This is a genomic window from Providencia sp. (assembly GCF_052096715.1).
In the GTDB taxonomy this organism is placed as follows: Bacteria; Pseudomonadota; Gammaproteobacteria; order Enterobacterales; family Enterobacteriaceae; genus Providencia.
Genome location: NZ_JBQDNB010000030.1, coordinates 1 through 17,281 on the forward strand (window position 1 = coordinate 1; position 17,281 = coordinate 17,281).

The 17,281-nt window shown below is 41.0% G+C and carries 17 protein-coding genes; all 17 read right to left on the reverse strand.

What is annotated here, in order from left to right; all coding sequences use genetic code 11:
- Positions 1-214: 214 nt before the first annotated feature.
- The 17 genes from ACTH6U_RS17925 to fliF all read right to left on the reverse strand — a co-directional run bounded on the left by ACTH6U_RS17925 (position 215) and on the right by fliF (position 17,097).
- Positions 215-1,207 carry a T6SS immunity protein Tli4 family protein gene (locus ACTH6U_RS17925; protein ID WP_441832821.1) on the reverse strand — a complete coding sequence of 331 codons (993 nt, stop codon included), beginning with the start codon at positions 1,205-1,207 and terminating at the stop codon, positions 215-217.
- Positions 1,208-1,601: 394 nt separating this feature from the next.
- On the reverse strand, positions 1,602-2,606 hold the full coding sequence (locus tag ACTH6U_RS17930; RefSeq protein ID WP_441832822.1) for a T6SS immunity protein Tli4 family protein: 1,005 nt from the start codon (positions 2,604-2,606) through the stop codon (positions 1,602-1,604).
- A 394-nt stretch (positions 2,607-3,000) separates the two neighbouring features.
- A complete protein-coding gene (locus ACTH6U_RS17935; protein ID WP_441832823.1) occupies positions 3,001-4,104 on the reverse strand; it encodes a T6SS immunity protein Tli4 family protein in 1,104 nt (367 codons plus the stop codon).
- The gene (locus ACTH6U_RS17940) at positions 4,091-5,851 is read right to left on the reverse strand and encodes a lipase family alpha/beta hydrolase (RefSeq protein ID WP_441832824.1); all 1,761 of its coding nucleotides are present in this window, start codon (positions 5,849-5,851) and stop codon (positions 4,091-4,093) included. The genes ACTH6U_RS17935 and ACTH6U_RS17940 overlap by 14 nt, the downstream gene beginning before the upstream one ends.
- Before the next feature lie 258 nt (positions 5,852-6,109).
- Complete coding sequence (gene fliR, locus ACTH6U_RS17945; RefSeq protein WP_336430851.1) at positions 6,110-6,889, reverse strand: flagellar biosynthetic protein FliR; 780 nt, start codon at positions 6,887-6,889, stop codon at positions 6,110-6,112.
- A gap of 2 nt (positions 6,890-6,891) precedes the next feature.
- Positions 6,892-7,161 carry a flagellar biosynthesis protein FliQ gene (gene fliQ / locus ACTH6U_RS17950; protein WP_294107765.1) on the reverse strand — a complete coding sequence of 90 codons (270 nt, stop codon included), beginning with the start codon at positions 7,159-7,161 and terminating at the stop codon, positions 6,892-6,894.
- A gap of 8 nt (positions 7,162-7,169) precedes the next feature.
- Entirely contained in the window at positions 7,170-7,913 is a 744-nt protein-coding gene (gene fliP / locus ACTH6U_RS17955; protein ID WP_294107763.1) for a flagellar type III secretion system pore protein FliP, read from the reverse strand.
- A 12-nt stretch (positions 7,914-7,925) separates the two neighbouring features.
- On the reverse strand, positions 7,926-8,384 hold the full coding sequence (gene fliO, locus ACTH6U_RS17960; protein WP_441832825.1) for a flagellar biosynthetic protein FliO: 459 nt from the start codon (positions 8,382-8,384) through the stop codon (positions 7,926-7,928).
- A 26-nt stretch (positions 8,385-8,410) separates the two neighbouring features.
- Positions 8,411-8,827 (reverse strand): flagellar motor switch protein FliN, encoded by a 417-nt coding sequence (fliN, locus tag ACTH6U_RS17965; RefSeq protein WP_294107759.1) that lies wholly within the window; start codon positions 8,825-8,827, stop codon positions 8,411-8,413.
- Complete coding sequence (gene fliM, locus ACTH6U_RS17970) at positions 8,820-9,827, reverse strand: flagellar motor switch protein FliM (protein WP_336430850.1); 1,008 nt, start codon at positions 9,825-9,827, stop codon at positions 8,820-8,822. The genes fliN and fliM overlap by 8 nt, the downstream gene beginning before the upstream one ends.
- 5 nt (positions 9,828-9,832) lie before the next feature.
- Complete coding sequence (gene fliL, locus ACTH6U_RS17975) at positions 9,833-10,315, reverse strand: flagellar basal body-associated protein FliL (RefSeq protein ID WP_294107757.1); 483 nt, start codon at positions 10,313-10,315, stop codon at positions 9,833-9,835.
- Between the two features lie 163 nt (positions 10,316-10,478).
- The gene (locus ACTH6U_RS17980) at positions 10,479-11,882 is read right to left on the reverse strand and encodes a flagellar hook-length control protein FliK (RefSeq protein ID WP_441832826.1); all 1,404 of its coding nucleotides are present in this window, start codon (positions 11,880-11,882) and stop codon (positions 10,479-10,481) included.
- Complete coding sequence (gene fliJ / locus ACTH6U_RS17985) at positions 11,883-12,326, reverse strand: flagellar export protein FliJ (protein WP_294107754.1); 444 nt, start codon at positions 12,324-12,326, stop codon at positions 11,883-11,885.
- 11 nt (positions 12,327-12,337) lie between these two features.
- A complete protein-coding gene (fliI, locus tag ACTH6U_RS17990; protein ID WP_294107752.1) occupies positions 12,338-13,702 on the reverse strand; it encodes a flagellar protein export ATPase FliI in 1,365 nt (454 codons plus the stop codon).
- Positions 13,699-14,430, reverse strand: coding sequence for a flagellar assembly protein FliH (gene fliH, locus ACTH6U_RS17995; protein WP_336430849.1), 732 nt, complete (start codon positions 14,428-14,430; stop codon positions 13,699-13,701). Before fliH ends, fliI begins: the two co-directional genes overlap by 4 nt.
- Positions 14,423-15,415 carry a flagellar motor switch protein FliG gene (gene fliG, locus ACTH6U_RS18000; RefSeq protein WP_294107748.1) on the reverse strand — a complete coding sequence of 331 codons (993 nt, stop codon included), beginning with the start codon at positions 15,413-15,415 and terminating at the stop codon, positions 14,423-14,425. The genes fliH and fliG overlap by 8 nt, the downstream gene beginning before the upstream one ends.
- Entirely contained in the window at positions 15,412-17,097 is a 1,686-nt protein-coding gene (gene fliF, locus ACTH6U_RS18005; protein ID WP_336430848.1) for a flagellar basal-body MS-ring/collar protein FliF, read from the reverse strand. The genes fliG and fliF overlap by 4 nt, the downstream gene beginning before the upstream one ends.
- Positions 17,098-17,281: the final 184 nt, after the last annotated feature.

Here is a 17,281-nt window from a genome sequence, read left to right on the forward strand (position 1 = left end):
CGCGTTTCTTATCGTCAAACTCACAAAAACGGTGTTGGATATTTTCTTTTTGTTCATCCTGACTCATAGTACGTCCGTTTAATTTAGGTTATGTTCAGAAATATAACTTAAATTAAATAGTATTAAAATAATAGAATAGTTTTTTGCTACCTAATAGAGCCCGTTATGTTAAATCTGAGCAATAACGACATAATCACTATCGCTCAGGCGAACATCAAAAAGCATTTGGTTTATAACGTAGAGAACTGACAATGCGATCCCAAATTTCGACCATTTCAGCCTCACTGTATGAAGTGAATTGTTCTTGATTGTGCATAAGAATGTGTAATTTAGGAATAGTTAAAGAGCCCTTGGCTTCATTAGCGTAAAACGTAAAGAAATAATACGGTAAATTAGGGATCCTTTTATTTTCCGCTTCCGAATAAACTTCTTGCTGGCCTTTCACTAGCCATTCTTGTGACGGGATATTACTGGGTGATAAATTTCCGTTCTTGATCGTTTCTCGATTATGTTGACGTATTGCTTCATTCATACCTGCGCTACGACTTAATAACGTATCACTGGAGCCTGCAAAACGATTATCCGACTCAACAGAGAGCATAAAATCGCCCGTATCGTAAACAAAAGAAATATCCTGCTTTGGTATTTCTCTATCATCTAAAATAAAACCATTCGGAATGCAAACGCCTTTTTCCATTGGGATTTCATGATCTAAACGACCACTCAGCCGAGAAATTAATGACTGCATGGCGGCTAGTTTTGTTGGCTTATCATTCATTTCATATTCTGAAAAACCTGCCTTTTCATATACTTTTTTTCTGTTCGAATATTTAGGATCCGATAGGTCAAGTATTTCGATAGTAATAATAAAAGCAACATGATCAGTATAAACATGAGCTTCTAAAATACGACTTAAATCACTTACTCCTGGAATATTTCTATCAAAAATAACACCTTTACCATCGGGCAATTCAATAACTTCTTTAAGAGCCGGTGAATTTTTTGTACTTTGCTTCCATTCTCTTAACTCCTCTTCACGTAACCTAATACGCTGTTTAAACGCGGGAGGATAAATAAACTTACTCTCTATTTTAAAATCCCCTATAGCGATGCTATCGCGGAGTTGATTATTAAATGACTCTGGCACATCAATCACGTAGCGCCCAATACATTGAGGTTTTGTTTTTTTAAATAATGTCTCTATCACTATCTTTTCCTTGTCTGTCAATTCGGTATGTGCGAGTGTTTTTGTCAAACTCAAACAGATACACGCCATTATCCCAATAAGGGTGATGAGACTTCGTTTATGAAAACTAATTAGCTGCACGAATATACTTACCTCAATTATCAACAAGCGTAGGATCTACATTTAAAAGTTGTCGTTTTAATTTTCCAGTAGACGCGGCGAGATACAGTGTCTCTATTCCCATAAACTTATTAGCTCACCAAACAGATTTATTATTTTTATCGAAACAAAAGGTTTAATTTTTGATACCTTAAAAAGTGATATTACTAAATTGGAGCTACAGTGATGAATTGGTTTAACTTGTTTATGTTAAATCTGAGCAATAACGACATAATCACTATCGCTCAGGCGAACATCAAAAAGCATTTGGTTTATAACGTAGAGAACCGACAATGCGATCCCAAATCTCGACCATTTGAGTATCATTGTACGATGTAAATTTATTTTGATTATGTATACCAATATCTAATTTGGGGATGATGCTAGTTGCCGTTGCTTCATTAGCAAAAAACTGAAAATCAAAATACGGTAAATTAGGTATCCTTTTATTTTCGACCTCAGAATAAACTTCCTGTTTTCCAGTAACTAGCCATTCTTGTGATGGAATACCGTTAGGCGATAGATTGCCTTTTTTAATCGTCTGATATCCTTGCTGGTTTATCGCCTCATTAATATCTTTATCTCGATTTAATAGCGTATCATTTGATCCTAAATAGCGATTATCAAACTCCAAAGATAAAAATAAGTCAGCGTTTTCATAGAGAACGGTAACTCTCTGTTGATGCTTGTCTTCATCATCTAAAATAAAACCATTAGGAATACAGATACCTTTTTCTGTGGGAATATCATGATCTAATCGACCACTTAGCCGAGAAATAAGCGAACGCATGGCTGCTAATTGAGAATGTTTTTGATTTGATTTAAGTTCTGTTCCACCTCGTGCTAAAAAACTCGCTTTTCTTTTTTCATGTTTTTTATCAGAAAAGTCTCGGATATCAGTAGTAATAATAAACGCGATATGATTAACATACACATGTGCCTCTAACACTCTATACGCATCATCCGAAGCTGGTTTGTTCCGATCAAAGATAACGCCCTTACTATCTGGTAATTGAATAACCTCTTTAAGGTATGGGGCATCCTTAATATTATTTCCAGGGCGATTAATCGCATCTAGAAGTTCTTTTTCGCGTAACTCAATACGTTGTTTAAACGCAGGCGGATAGATGAACTTACTTTCTATTTTAAAGTCATCAATGTAAATATTATCTCTCAGTTGATTGTTAAACGATTCAGGGACATCAATAACATAACGACTGATACACTGAGGTTTTGTTTTTTTAAATAATGTCTCTATCACTGTCTTTTCCTTGTCTATCAATTCGGTATGTGCGAGTGTTTTTGTCAAACTCAAACAGATACACGCCATTATCCCAATAAGGGTGATGAGACTTCGTTTATGAAAACTAATTAGCTGCACGAATATACTTACCTCAATTATCAACAAGCGTAGGATCTACATTTAAAAGTTGTCGTTTTAATTTTCCAGTAGACGCGGCGAGATACAGTGTCTCTATTCCCATAAACTTATTAGCTCACCAAACAGATTTATTATTTTTATCGAAACAAAAGGTTTAATTTTTGATACCTTAAAAAGTGATATTACTAAATTGGAGCTACAGTGATGAATTGGTTTAACTTGTTTATGTTAAATCTGAGCAATAACGACATAATCACTATCGCTCAGGCGAACATCAAAAGGCATTCGGTTTATAACGTAGAGAGCCGATGATTCGATCCCAGATTTTCACCATTTCAGCCTCACTGTACGATGTGAATTTACTCGTGTTATGCATCCCAATGAGTAATATTGGGATCGTTAATGACCCCTTATTTTCATTAGCATAGAAATAAAAGTCATAATACGCTATATGAGGGATATCTTTATTTTCCTCTTCAGAATAAACCTCTTGTTCACCTTTCACTAACCATTCTTGTGACGGGATATTACTGGGTGATAAATTTCCGTTCTTGATCGTTTTTCTATTGTTGTTGCGTATAGCCTCATTGATTCCCGCACTTCGACTTAATAACGTATCATTTGAGCCCGCAAAACGATTATCAGATTCAACGGAAAGCAATAATTCATCATTTTCATAAACAAAAGAAATATCCTGCTTTGGTATTTCTCCATCATCTAAAATAAAGCCATTCGGAATACAAACGCCTTTTTCCATTGGGATTTCATGATCTAAACGACCACTCAGCCGAGATATTAACGACTGCATGGCGGCTAGTTTTGTTGGCTTATCATTCATTTCATATTCTGAAAAACCTGCCTTTTCATAAGATATTTTTTCCTTCTCATATTTAGGTGCAGACAAATCTAATATATTCGCTGTAATGATAAAGGCTACATGATTCACATAGACATGAGCTTCTAATATTCGGTATGCATCATTTGATGTTGGTTTATTTCTATCAAAAATAACGCCTTTACCATCCGGTAATTGAATAACCTCTTTTAGCATAGGTGCGTTTTCTGTGCTTGTTTTCCATTCTCTTAATTTAGCTTCACGTAACGTAATGCGCTGTTTAAACGCGGGAGGATAAATAAACTTGCTCTCTATTTTAAAATCCCCTATAGCGATGCTATCGCGGAGTTGATTATTAAATGACTCTGGCACATCAATCACGTAGCGCCCAATACACTGAGGTTTTGTTTTTTTAAATAATGTTTCTATCACTGTATTTTCCTTGTCTGTCAATTCGGTATGTGCGAGTGTTTTTGTCAAACTTCCCCCAATACACGCCATTATCCCAATAAGGGCGATGATATTTCGATTAATCAGCCGCACGAATATCGACCTCTTGCACCATCTTCACTATCGCTCTTAGCGTAAATCGTATAGCATTCCGATTTCTAATATCACCCAGACTATCTACTGCGTAGGCGTTTTGATGGTCGACATTGGTTGCCAAACTACTTTTAACTGACGCACTATTAATAATATCAACCAGTGATTCGACAGGGACAGTGCCATCTCCTGCACCTTGAGAAGAGACCAATCGAAATTGAGTATATTGATAAGAACTGCCATCCCATAACCCTAAGGCATTATTCGTCTCATTCCCTCCGGAATACACAATTCGCTGGTTATTTTCGGGATTAAAAACTAAAGGACGTTTTGGTCTTACCTTCAATGGAACGACCTTTTCCGTTGACCACGTCAGCGTGTTATCTGATTTGACTTCAGTACCGTAAAAAACGTAGGTATTTGGGTGATATTGTCTTTTTTCCTGATGTTCCATAAATATTTTAATATTATCTTTCATCAAGTTAAAATATTGCTTCCAATTATTGTTAATATCGCTTGGATTTTTATCTAGAATATCTGGCTCGTATAATCGCCACCACACATCCTTGCGCAAATAAATGTCGTTAAAAGGATCAAATTTGCCCGTGGTAACATCAACGGTGGCAGGATAGCTGCCAGCACTTTCGATGGTGAGCCATGAGCATTTATATTTAGGGTAAGGGAGAAGTTGCAAGGGGGCAGGTGCAAACGCTAATACTGACATCAATTCCTTTGCAGTAGCACCTAATACTTTTCCGGCCATACCTTCTTGCGCTGCACCTACCTTCATTCGCCGATAAGCAGCAGGTGAACCTAAATCAGGAATAACGCCATGTACCACACCTAACACTTTATCTTGGCACCCTTGAAATGTGCCTTCTGGGGGATTCATGGCATAACGGGCAATCAGTCCGCCCATTGAATGGGTTAGAATAATGACTTTTTCAATAGCCAAACCATACCCATGTTGATATTTATAAGTCTCTAAAACGTTATCAATATACTTCGTAAGATTAGCCGCAGAAATCGCATTATCTTCAAGCCAATTATAGCCATACACATGAACAGAAAATAAAAAATGTTCAAAGTGATTTAACTCATCTTCAGTCAATAAGGCTTCATTGGTTCCACCTATCGAGTTATTAACGAGTTGTCTTAATACCCCAGTTGATTTATCACCTTTATATTGAAGAGACTTGGTTTTATCCCTTCTCTTTATGTTAAACATGTCTTGTTGCCAGTCATCAAGCAACGCCGATTGAAGCACATCAAGAAAAGTCCCATAACTTAAAAAAAGCGCCTCTCCCCAACCGCGTTCTTTTCTTTTAGGTAACATATATCCATCATCACTAAATGATGTATTATCTTTTTTATTATTAACAAACGAAGAATTATCACTCTGAATATACTTACCTTTATTGTCAACGAAAGTAGATTCCACATTTAAAAGTTGCCGCCTTCTTTCTCCAGTAGACGTAGCGAGATATAGCGTATCCACTCCCATAAACTTGTCTGCTCGCCAAACTGGTTTATTATTTTTATCTTTAAGATTAGTCCCCATAATCCCAGGAATAAAAATAACCGGAATAACTTTTGTGGGCGGAACAATGCATTTTGCTTGTGCATTAAGCGACTTATGTTGGAGTTGAAGGTCAACCCAACTGCATCTTCCTTCTTTATTCCATGTAGGGAGATGATATGAAACATGCTGGCATTCATCAATTTCGGGAGAGTCTTTCTCTGACATGTCACTAATCCTTTTGAATTATCCTTAAGGCAAATAGGATAGCGTAATTCCGTTTAAGTGTCTGCTTAGTTAACCTTGTTTTTTTGTTTCTTATAAGTCCCATGCTGTTAAGCCGCCGAGCTTACCGCCTGATACAGCCACGACGATCCCAAGTACCACATATCTGGTGCTTAAATCTACTTTGAAAATTTCAAATTGTTTTTACAGCGCTTGAGTGCGTATTTTAAATATGCAATAGATAACCGTTGTCAAAAACCATCAAACAAATAAATTAAACATCAGTGATAGTTGCTCGAAGGCTTGGCTAATAAGACGTTCTGTGTAGCTGGGGAGAATGGAAATAAGCACGCCTAACATACTGATGCCAATTGTCAGGGTGAGGGGGAAACCGACGACAAATACGGAGAGTTGCGGGGTCATGCGGTTTAATATACCGAGGGCAAGGTTGAGGATTAAAAATAAAATAATAAAGGGCAATGCCAGCATTAATCCATTGATAAATATGGTATTAGCGAATTGTACAAAGACCCAAAAACCATCTCGATTTAAAGGAGCCGTTTGAATCGGTAGTAGGTCAAAAGAACTAACTAAAATATAAATTAGCCATAAATGGCCGTCAAAGGCGAGAAAAAGTAATAGTGTAATAAGATTTAAAATACGGCCTAGAATCGGCATGTTAGGGCCGCCAGTCGGGTCAAAAAAGGTCGCAAAAGATAATCCCATCTGCAAGCCAATCACTTCACCCGCATGGCGTACAGCAGCAAAAGCCATTTGCATCGTTAATCCCATAGCGACACCAATCACCATTTGCTGAACAATCACCCATAAACCCATAGCAGAAAACAGTGGAATATTAACCACGGGAAGTTGCGGCGATACAATCAAAACAATAAAGAACGCTAGCATGACGCGAACTTTAGTTACTGATTGTTTTTCATTAAAAAATGGCGCTGTACCAAACAGCGCCAAAAGGCGTATGAAAGGGTAAAAACCTTGGCTAAGCCACAGTGTGAGTGTTTCACTGGTGATGGTTAACATTGCTAACCAATTATAAACGGCAGATTAGTAAATAAGGCGCGTATATAGTCAGTGAGCAAGTTTAGCATCCAAGGGCCAGCGATAATTAATACCGAAATTACAGATAATATTTTAGGAATAAATGACAACGTCATCTCATTAACCTGAGTCGCGGCTTGTAGCAAACTGATAATCAAACCAGCAGCAAGGGCGGCTAGCAGTAAAGGTGCCGCTAGCATTAGCGCAATCTTCATTGCTTCAGTGCCCATCGCCATAACGGATTCAGGTGTCATAATAATTCCTAATTAAAAAAGCTTTGCGATAATGAACCAAGCAACAATTGCCAGCCATCAACCAGTACAAATAGCATTAATTTAAATGGCAACGAAACAGTTGCAGGTGGCACCATCATCATACCTAACGCCATCAGAACACTGGCGACAACGAGGTCGATGATCAGAAAAGGAATAAAAATGGTAAAACCGATCTGAAATGCTGTTTTTAGCTCACTGGTAATAAACGCAGGTACTAAAATTCGCATCGGAACATCTTTAGCTTCTTGAATATCACCAATTTTGGCGATACGTGCGAACAATGCTAAGTCTGACTCACGAGTTTGCCCTAACATAAAGGTTCTAAACGGCGCAGTTCCTTTCTCTAAGGCGATTTCAAGGCTAATTTTATCTTCACTAAAAGGTTGATATGCCTCACGGTAAACCTGATCTGCCACGGGGGACATCACAAAAAAGGTGAGGAACAGAGCTAATCCTAGCAGCACTTGGTTGGGTGGTGCAGAAGGGGTACCTAGCGCATTTCGCAATAATCCCAGCACAATAATGATACGGGTGAAACTGGTCATCATTAATAGTAATGCAGGGATAAAACCAAGTAGTGTTAAAAATAGCAGTGTTTGTACAGGCAATGACCATGTTTGGCCACCATCAGCGAGCGTATGGCTGATAACTGCGGGTAGCGCTGCGAAAGCGCTGTTGGGCAGAATAAACAAGAGCGCAGCAATAACCGCGGTCGGTTTTAAAGATAACATGTGCGCTTCCGGTTACTTATAAATAGGTACAACCGAAGCCGCTTTTTTGGCGGCATCTTGTTTTTTATTTAATAAAGATTGAAACGTGAGTGGCTCTAATTGTGCATCAAATTCATTTTCTGATTGAGCAGGGTATTGATGCAACAAATTGACGGTCTGAGCCGTAACGCCGAGCACTAAATATTCATTATTAACTTCAATCACGACAACGCGCTCTTTATTACCCAGTGAACAACTGCCTTTAACATTAATAATTTGGTTTTTACCCATTTTTTTGGGTGCAAAGCCTAATTTTTTAACCAACCAAGCGCCGACAAGTATCAATAAAATAATACCGCCAAGAGACCCCGAAATTTGTATCAAACTATCATTATGATTGATAGCCGGCGCAGCAGGTTCACTTGGCATGATAGTGCTAGATAAAAATGGCGCGTTGTTCGGCGTCTGTTGAGTTTCAGTCGGTAATGTCATATTCAGTTATTCACCTGTTTATTAGCTTAGCGACTTAAGCGGCGCATACGTTCAGATGGCGTGATGATGTCAGTAATTCGAATACCATAATTATCCGAAACCACGACCACTTCACCTTGAGCGATTAAGTAACCATTGATCAGAATATCCAAAGGCTCACCAGCTAAACCATCCAGAGACACGACCGAGCCTTGAGATAGACTCAGTAATTTTTTGATAGTCATTTTAGTGCGACCCAATTCCACCGAAAGGCGAACGGGAATATCCATAATCAGATTGATATCAGATAACTGATTGAGTGGATTTTGCCCATCAAAGCTATCAAAGGCTTGCGCACCTGAGGCGGCGGATTCCGCTTTTTTTTGCAGTTCTAGTGCTTCAGCCCACAGGTCTTCAGTGTCTTGATTGGTTGATGCATCAGAAGAATTCTTCGCCTCACTCATTGGTACTTTCCTCATCTAGAGTGTTTAAAACAGGGTTAATCAAATGTTCTACGCGCAACGCATATTGGCCATTTTGGGTTCCGTATTGACTGGTCAATACCGGCACGCCATCGACATTCACCATCAGGCGGTCTGGCTTATCTATAGGGATAACATCCCCTTTTTGGAGTTGCAGTAATCGGGAAATTCGTAGCGGAATATCGACAAAATTAGCGACGAGTTCAAGTTCAGAACGTTTCACTTGAGTGACTAAATTGGTGACCCAAGCTTCATTTTCTTGATGTCCTTGCTCCACTGGGGGATTAATTAAACGCTCACGCAGTGGCTCAATCATGGCAATCGGAATACAAATACTGAATTCACCCACAGTGTTACCAATTTCGACTAAAAACGGCGTTGTAACGACAATGTCATTCGGTGACGTGGTGATATTGGTAAACTTAACTTGAATTTCAGAACGAACATATTCAACTTCGATATCGGCAATTGGCTTCCATGCATCGCGATAAGCATTTAAGGCTAATTTAAGCATTCGATTGATAATACGCTGTTCGGTATTAGTAAACTCTTTGCCTTCTGAACGGACAGGGAACCGACCATCTCCGCCAAATAAATTATCCACAGCGATATAAACTAGCGCGGGTTCAAATGTGAACAAGGCAGTACCACGTAAAGGTGGCATGTGAATTAAGTTTAAGTTTGTGGGTACGGGTAGATTTCGAGCAAATTCATGATATGGCTCGATTTTAATGCCACCGACCGTAATATCTGGGCTACGGCGTAACATATTAAATAAGCCCATACGGAATTGACGAGCAAAGCGTTCATTAATGATTTCAAGGGATTGCATCCGCTCCCGAATAACTCGACGTTGAGTATTCGGGTCATATGGTCGGATATTATCTTTTCCTTGATGCTCGGGAGCAGGCGTATTGGTTGATGGCGCATCATCATTCAGTAGCGCATCAATTTGAGCCTGAGATAAAATATTATCGCTCATTAGAATTATCGCAGAATAAAAGTAGTAAATAGCACATCGGAAATATCCTGATCGGTATCTCCGGGGATCAAAGCAGGAGTTAGCGTACCCTTAATTTCTTTCATCAATTTCAGCTTGCCTTCATGAGTGCTCATTATTTTAGATTGTTGTTCTGAAAGCAGAAGCAATATACGGCTACGTACTTCAGGGATATATTCATGAAGTTGTTTACGTGATTTCTCATTCGCAAGACGCAAGGTGATATGGATATAGAGCACGCGATCTGGTGCGTCGCTTAACCCTGGCAGGTTAACGGTAAAAGGTTCCAGCTCCATAAAAATCGGTTGAGGCATATTAGGACGTTTTTCGTCTTCATTTGTGACATGAGCCTCTTGTTGTGTCATCCACCAGCTATAACCACCAAAACCAGCACCGGCTAGGGCGAGAAGGGCGAACAGTATGATCAACCCTTTATTCGAACTCTTAGATTCATTGCGTGAAGACGACATGTTAGCTGAATTCCTGTTTCTTAGATGCCAAACCCAAATGGGTTTTTACTTTATGATCTCTAGCATTATGGCTTGCTTGCGTAGAGTTAAAGGAGTGAAAAACGAAACAAAAAGGCGGTAACTCTGGGCTTCAGTTATAAAATCACCGCCATTTGTTTATTAATTATGCGAAAGTGTTGATGCCACCTTGGCGAGCCGTATTGTTATTAACGGAATTGATTGCACTCGCCTCACTGATCCCGACGGCACCGGCCGTTGAATGCGTCGCCGTAATTTTTCCATCATGATGGGTGGCGTTTTGCTGTTGGGAATCGGATTGTTGATTGAAATTATCTTGCCCAACCGAGCCTTGTGCTAAGTTAATGCCACTTTCCTGCAATGCACTGCGCAAAACAGGCATCATAGACTCCATAATGGCGCGCACATGACTATGAGGTGAAACGAAATGCATCACAGCTTGGTTGTCTTCAATACGCAAATGAACATTCAGGGAACCGAGTTCTTCGGGGTGTAAACGAATCTGAGCCTGTGAAATACCTTGGCGTGAGAAAAATAGCATATGTTGGCTTAGCTGTTGTTGCCAAGCTTCACTTCCCAATTGGCTATTGAGATGCAAAGTGGGTGGAGCCATTGGCGCATTCATCGCCGCTGCTTGTGCCGTTGACTGCGTAGGCATCATGCTAATGGCTTGTGTTGTTGCTTGGTGAGTTTGTGAGCTAGCAAAAGCCCCAGTTTCACTTTGGATTGTAAATGCGCCTTTTGCACCACTATTGATACTGTCTGATACGATAGTTTGTAGGCTCGATAACGGTTCTTTATCGACAACTTTTTTATTCAGAGGCGCAAAGTCTTCAGTTAATTTTTTAGTGGTGATATCACGATGATTATCTAGCGAAAAAAGTGGCTGATCGCGGCGTTCATCTTTTTCATTTTTGATAAATACACCCAAAGTTGGCGTTTTTTCTTCGTCCGCTAATTCCAACTGTGAGCCAATTAAATGCTTACCATCAGTTTGTGAGGCATTTTGTATATCATCATTCAACGGTTGCATCTTCTGGGTGAATACACCGAGGGTTGTTTGCTTATCTGTAGTGATAGTTGTCGTAGATGTAGTCTGTATGCGATCGGTTAAAGATAACTTTAAATTATCTTGCCACGCTTGTTCACCCTCTTGCTTACCTGTCAGAAGCTCGGCTTTCAGTGCAGTTTGTGTGCTGTCTATTGCTAACCCGTTATCAGCGCGCAAATTACGACTGAAATTGAGCTGATCAAGGGTATTTTCAGCACTTTCTTTGGTTATTGGCGGTTGCGAAGTTGCCTCAGTTTTTGATTCAGCGAGCTTATCCGAGACAATTTGCTTATTCAGTCCATTTTCATCATTTGGCGTTTTTGTGGAAGCATCCGCTTGTGTATTTTTAGGCGCGGGTTGTTGGCTCTCTAATACGGCTTGAAATGGCAACGCAGTAGCTTGATTTTCATCAGTATGTGTTTCATTTTTTTGCGAATTGATATTTTTAGCAGTATTAGCTGGTGAAGCAGTAGGCAGTAAGTTCGCGTTGACATCCATTTATTGGATTCTCCGTAAAGTCGCTCGTTGGGCAAATTCATCCATCTGTTTTTGCTCTAAACGATTTTGACGTTGGCATTCGGTATGTTCTGCGCGTTGAATTAAGGTATCAAACGCGTTGACTCGTTGTTGTTTTTCTTGCCAATGGCGGTTGGCGTCGTTAACTCGTTGCTCCCACATAGTCAGTTGCTGTTGTTGCTGTTCAATGGTGAGCTCTAGAGTCACTAGAAATTGTTGATAATTTTGCCATTTGTCAGACGCCATTCCAGCGTGCAGAGTTTGATTTAGTTTTTGTCGGTACTCTGACTGATAATTTTCCAACATATTGAGTTGTTGGCTCATTTGCGTATGAGTTTGACGTACCTGTGCCAATACTTTCGCCGCCTCTTCGGAGGCTTTTTCAGCTAAGCTTAATAATGTGGCTAAGGCATTGTTATTTGACATTTATCCCCTCGCTATTCACTTGGAACAACCTGTATAAGTTGCTCACAAGCTGTTTGATAATCACAACGTTCATCAATATCTTGCTGTAAAAATTTAGACATACGTGGGTAATACTGAATGGCTGAATCAAGTAAAGGATCGGTTCCCATTGCGTAAGCACCGACGTTAATTAAATCTCGGTTGCGTTGGTAACTTGATGTCAGCTGTTTAAAGCGTTGAATTTTACGATAATGGTCTTTGGTGATTAATTCAGTCATTGCGCGACTGATGGAAGCCTCAACATCAATCGCAGGATAATGTCCTGATTCAGCCAAAGAACGAGAAAGCACAATGTGGCCATCAAGAATAGCGCGAGCAGAGTCAGCTATAGGGTCTTGCTGATCATCCCCTTCGGTCAATACGGTATAAAATGCCGTGATTGAGCCGCCATTTTTACCATTACCCGCTCGTTCAACTAAGGCCGGAAGTTTGGCGAAAACAGAAGGTGGATATCCCTTGGTGGCAGGCGGTTCACCGACAGCTAATGCAATTTCACGCTGCGCCATACTGTAGCGGGTAAGTGAGTCCATAATTAATAGAACACTCATACCGAGGTCGCGAAAATATTCAGCAATACGTGTAGCATAGGATGCCCCCTGCATGCGCAATAGTGGGGAAACATCCGCAGGCGCCGCGACGACAACGGCGCGCTTTAAGCCTTCGGCACCTAGAATATTTTCAATAAAGTCTTTAACTTCTCGGCCACGTTCGCCAATTAATCCAACCACAATAATATCGGCTTGAGTAAAGCGCGCCATCATACCGAGAAGCACACTTTTACCGACGCCAGAACCAGCAAATAAACCCATGCGCTGGCCACGACCGACGGTGAGTAAGGCATTAATGGCGCGGACACCAACATCGAGTACGCTATTAATTGGCGATCGTTCTAATGGGTTGATAGGTGGAGTAATTAGCGGAGCGCGTGTTTTAACTTCGAGTACGCCTTTACCATCAAGGGGATTACCTTGTGCATCTAGCACGCGGCCGAGCAGCTCATTACCCAGAGGTAATAAACGGCTAGTTTGTCCTTCATCACCAGTAGATTGTGCATAAACACGTGCCCCGGGCGCAATACCTTCTAAATCGGCTAATGGCATTAATAACATGCGAGGGCCATTGAAGCCGACAACTTCACAAATGACCTCATCAGTACCGCCATTCATAGAACGCTCGATAAAACAGGTGGCGCCCAAGGGCATTTTGATGCCCTCGGCTTCCATCACCAATCCGGTGATTTTAGTCAGGCGGCCGTATTGGCGCACCATTGGGATGCCTTTCATTCGAGATTCAAAACCATCGAGTGCTGCAATCCAGCGCCCTAATCGAGCGGTCATGATAAGCTCTCCGGTGCATATAACCGGCACAGTTCTTGCCAACGAGTGGCAACGGTCATGTCAATTTCGCCATCTTCAGCGACAACACGGCAACCACCAATATGCAATTTTGGATCAGCCACTAGACGCCAATTATTAAGATTCAGCAGTGAGCCAAGGTGCTGTTCAATCAACTCAAAATGATTTGGATTAACATGCAATTCAGGCTGACCACTGAAGACAGGTTTTTGTTGTAATAGGTTACTGATTTCTTCAAGTAATGCAGTACCATCACAAACGGTAGATTGGCCCAAAACTTGCTTAGCCGCAGTTAATGCAATTTGCAGCAGCTTGGTGGTCACTACCGTATCAAAGGTATCTAGAGAATAATTAAACTCAGACAGCAATTTTTGCCAAGTTTCGATAACGGGCTGTTGCAGGGCGAGCGCTTGCTCGCGACCTTGTTCTTCTCCTGCTCGTAGGCCTTGCTCAAAACCGGCTTGATAACCCTCTTGTTGGCCCTTTTCATGACCTTGCTGAAAGCCCGTGCGCTGAGCCTCTGCTTTGATGTTATCCAGCAAATTAATTTGCTCTAACACCTCTTTTGGCTCAAGACAGGGGATCTTAGGCACATCTGGCTCAGGTACATTACTTAATGAAGGAATTCCTGAGGAATTAAGCTCCCATTGATTAAGCTCACGTAGTTGCCAAGGCTGCCATTGTTCGTTTGATTTTGTTGACTTAGACATAGACATCGTCTCCACCACCTATCGCAATTTCGCCTTTTTCGACTAAACGGCGAACCACTTGTAGGATGGCTTTCTGCTCGCTTTCCACTTGTGACATACGCACTGGTGAACGAGATTCCAAATCGTCGCGAACAATTTCGGCTGCACGTGCGGCCATATTGTTGAGGAAATGGTCGCGCAGCGCTTGATTGCTGCCTTTGAGGGCAATAACCAACGAATCGGTAGAAACATCTTGTAGAACACGCTGAATGCTGCGGTTGTCCACTTCGATAAGATTTTCGAATAGGAACATTTCATCAATGATACGCTGAGCCAGCTCACCATCGTAATCACGCATTGCATCGATAACGCTTTCTTCTTGCTGATTTTTCATCAAGTTGATAATTTCTGCCGCGGTTCTTACGCCGCCCATTTTGCTGCGTTTGAGATTTTGGCCATCAAGCAAGTTATTAAGAACTTCAGTCAGCTCTGCTAATGCCGCTGGCTGTACGCCACCAAAGGTTGCGATACGTAGCATAATGTCATTGCGTTGACGCTCTTCAAATAACTCTAAAACATCGGCTGCAAGGTTACGTTTTAAGTGAACCAATATGGTTGCGATGATTTGCGGATGTTCATCACGAATGATATCGGCAACGGTTTGCGGTTCCATATAGTTGAGGCTTTCGATACCTGAAGTGGTTTCTTGTTTTTCGAAAATATCCTCGAGCAAGCTTGATGCGCGTTCTTCGCCAAGTGCTTTGATCAACACTGAACGTAGGTAATCGTTAGTGTTGATATTCAATGCTGCAAACTGAATGGCTGATTCTTCAAATTCGGTTAACACTTCCGCCAGTTCATTGTTGGAGATTTGGCGCATGTTAGACACCGCCATACTCAATTGTTGAACTTCTTTTGGATTCAGATGCTTAAATACTTCCGCAGCCTGATCTTCGCCGAGAGTCATTAGCATTACGGCGCTTTTTTCTGTTCCACTTAAACTCATTGCGATTTTCCTAACCACTGACGGATAACCATAGCCACCACTTGTGGGTCTTTTTCGGCCATTTCACGAATACGTTGACTTTGAATTTCAGCACTCACACGTTGACGAGTCAGACGACGACGTGTTTTCTCATCCATCTCTTCATCAATTTCTTCTTCTACGACGAATGGTGCAATTTTCTGTGTCGCGACAAAAACATCGGCATCCGCTTGTGCTTGTTGTGTTTTACGGTATTTAACCCATTGAGGTTTAATACCAAAGCGCCACATAAACCAAGCAATAATGGCAATCAGCAGAATTTTTCCATAATCCAAGGCTTGGGCGATCAACTGCGGGTTATCCAGCATCGATGGCTCAGCTTCAATCGGTGACTCATCGGTAAATAATGAGTTTGTAATGTTGATTGAATCGCCTCTGTTAGCAGAGTAGCCCATCGCTTCACGGGTTAATGCATCAATTTGTTTCATCATTTCTGGTGGCAATGGTTTCATTTCTGGACCACTTTCACCTTGCTGAGAATGATAATTAACGATAACGGCGACAGAAAGCCTATCAACCACGCCGATTTGTCGCTGGGTGTGACTAATTTTGCGATCCACTTCGTAATTCGTCGTTTCATCGCTTTGCGAGTTAACTGTCGTATTACGCGTGTTAGCGGTTTGCTGTGTGTCTTTATTATCTTTATTGGTTTCTATTGGAGCATTAGGCGCACTAGCAGGTTGGTTGGATAGTGCACCCGGAACACCGCCTGGACCGCCGTTGCTATTTTGCGTACTTTGGCTGTTTTGGCGCGAACGGATAGCGGCATCATCAGGTTTTTGATTTGGCTTATATTCTTCGGAAGTTTGTTCAACTTTAGAGAAATCCATTTGGGCGGTAACTTGTGCATGAATATTTGCACGACCGACTAATGGTGACAAAATATCTTCAATGCGTTGTTTGAGATGTGACTCCATCTCTTTTGTCATTTTGATTTGCGCGTTGTTCGCGGATTGCTGGCTATTATCATTATTCGTTAGCAAACGACCTGTCTGATCAACAATAATCACGTTAGCGGCTGTCAGACCCGTTACGCTGCTTGACACCATATGTACGATAGCGTTGATTTGACCTTCATCAAGCATTCTGCCAGGTAATAAGCCGACGGTGACTGACGCTGTTGGTAATTTTTGTTCACGAACAAAAAGAGTCGGTTTGGGAATAGCTAAATGTACCCGAGCACTTTGTACTGGGCTAAGTGATTCAATTGTACGAGATAATTCACCTTCTAAAGCACGTTGGTAGTTAATTTGTTCACTAAACTGACTAATACCAAACTGTTCTTTATCAAGTAACTCAAATCCGGTATTACCACCTTTAGGTAAACCCGTTTGTGCCAATTTTAGGCGTAATTCATGGACTTTATCCGCGGGAACCAAAATGGCACTACCATTATCAGCAATTTGATATGGTACATTCATCTGAGTCAACTGACTTACAATTTCGCCACCGTCTTTAGCACTCAAATTGCTAAGCAGTACGCGATAGTCAGGGCTGCGTAACCAGAGAAGAAGGGCGACAACAATCGATATCGCTGCAGCACCGGCAATAATTAACGGTATTTTAGGATTGGCTTTTATACTCTCAACAATTGAGGCAAAACCTGTTTTGGCCTCTCCCGTATCTTTAGATGCGGCACTCATAAATATTCCCTGCTTTGCAGACTAGACGGATGAAAATACTTTTGGTGAAACAATGTTATTTCCCTCTTCGTAACGTCACTTTTTTACGCTGCTATTATTTAATGCTTTGTTGGGTTCTAATGACGGAATCAGCCCCTAATTTAGGTGTTATTTATCGGCTTCAAGTTAAAAATGGTGTGGTAGG

Coding starts and splice junctions, on each gene's coding strand:
- ACTH6U_RS17940 (WP_441832824.1), bottom strand. CDS start 5,851: ATGTCAGAGAAAGACTCTCCCGAAATTGATGAATGCCAGCATGTTTCA.
- fliR (WP_336430851.1), bottom strand. CDS start 6,889: ATGTTAACCATCACCAGTGAAACACTCACACTGTGGCTTAGCCAAGGT.
- fliQ (WP_294107765.1), bottom strand. CDS start 7,161: ATGACACCTGAATCCGTTATGGCGATGGGCACTGAAGCAATGAAGATT.
- fliP (WP_294107763.1), bottom strand. CDS start 7,913: ATGTTATCTTTAAAACCGACCGCGGTTATTGCTGCGCTCTTGTTTATT.
- fliO (WP_441832825.1), bottom strand. CDS start 8,384: ATGACATTACCGACTGAAACTCAACAGACGCCGAACAACGCGCCATTT.
- fliN (WP_294107759.1), bottom strand. CDS start 8,827: ATGAGTGAGGCGAAGAATTCTTCTGATGCATCAACCAATCAAGACACT.
- fliM (WP_336430850.1), bottom strand. CDS start 9,827: ATGAGCGATAATATTTTATCTCAGGCTCAAATTGATGCGCTACTGAAT.
- fliL (WP_294107757.1), bottom strand. CDS start 10,315: ATGTCGTCTTCACGCAATGAATCTAAGAGTTCGAATAAAGGGTTGATC.
- ACTH6U_RS17980 (WP_441832826.1), bottom strand. CDS start 11,882: ATGGATGTCAACGCGAACTTACTGCCTACTGCTTCACCAGCTAATACT.
- fliJ (WP_294107754.1), bottom strand. CDS start 12,326: ATGTCAAATAACAATGCCTTAGCCACATTATTAAGCTTAGCTGAAAAA.
- fliI (WP_294107752.1), bottom strand. CDS start 13,702: ATGACCGCTCGATTAGGGCGCTGGATTGCAGCACTCGATGGTTTTGAA.
- fliH (WP_336430849.1), bottom strand. CDS start 14,430: ATGTCTAAGTCAACAAAATCAAACGAACAATGGCAGCCTTGGCAACTA.
- fliG (WP_294107748.1), bottom strand. CDS start 15,415: ATGAGTTTAAGTGGAACAGAAAAAAGCGCCGTAATGCTAATGACTCTC.
- fliF (WP_336430848.1), bottom strand. CDS start 17,097: ATGAGTGCCGCATCTAAAGATACGGGAGAGGCCAAAACAGGTTTTGCC.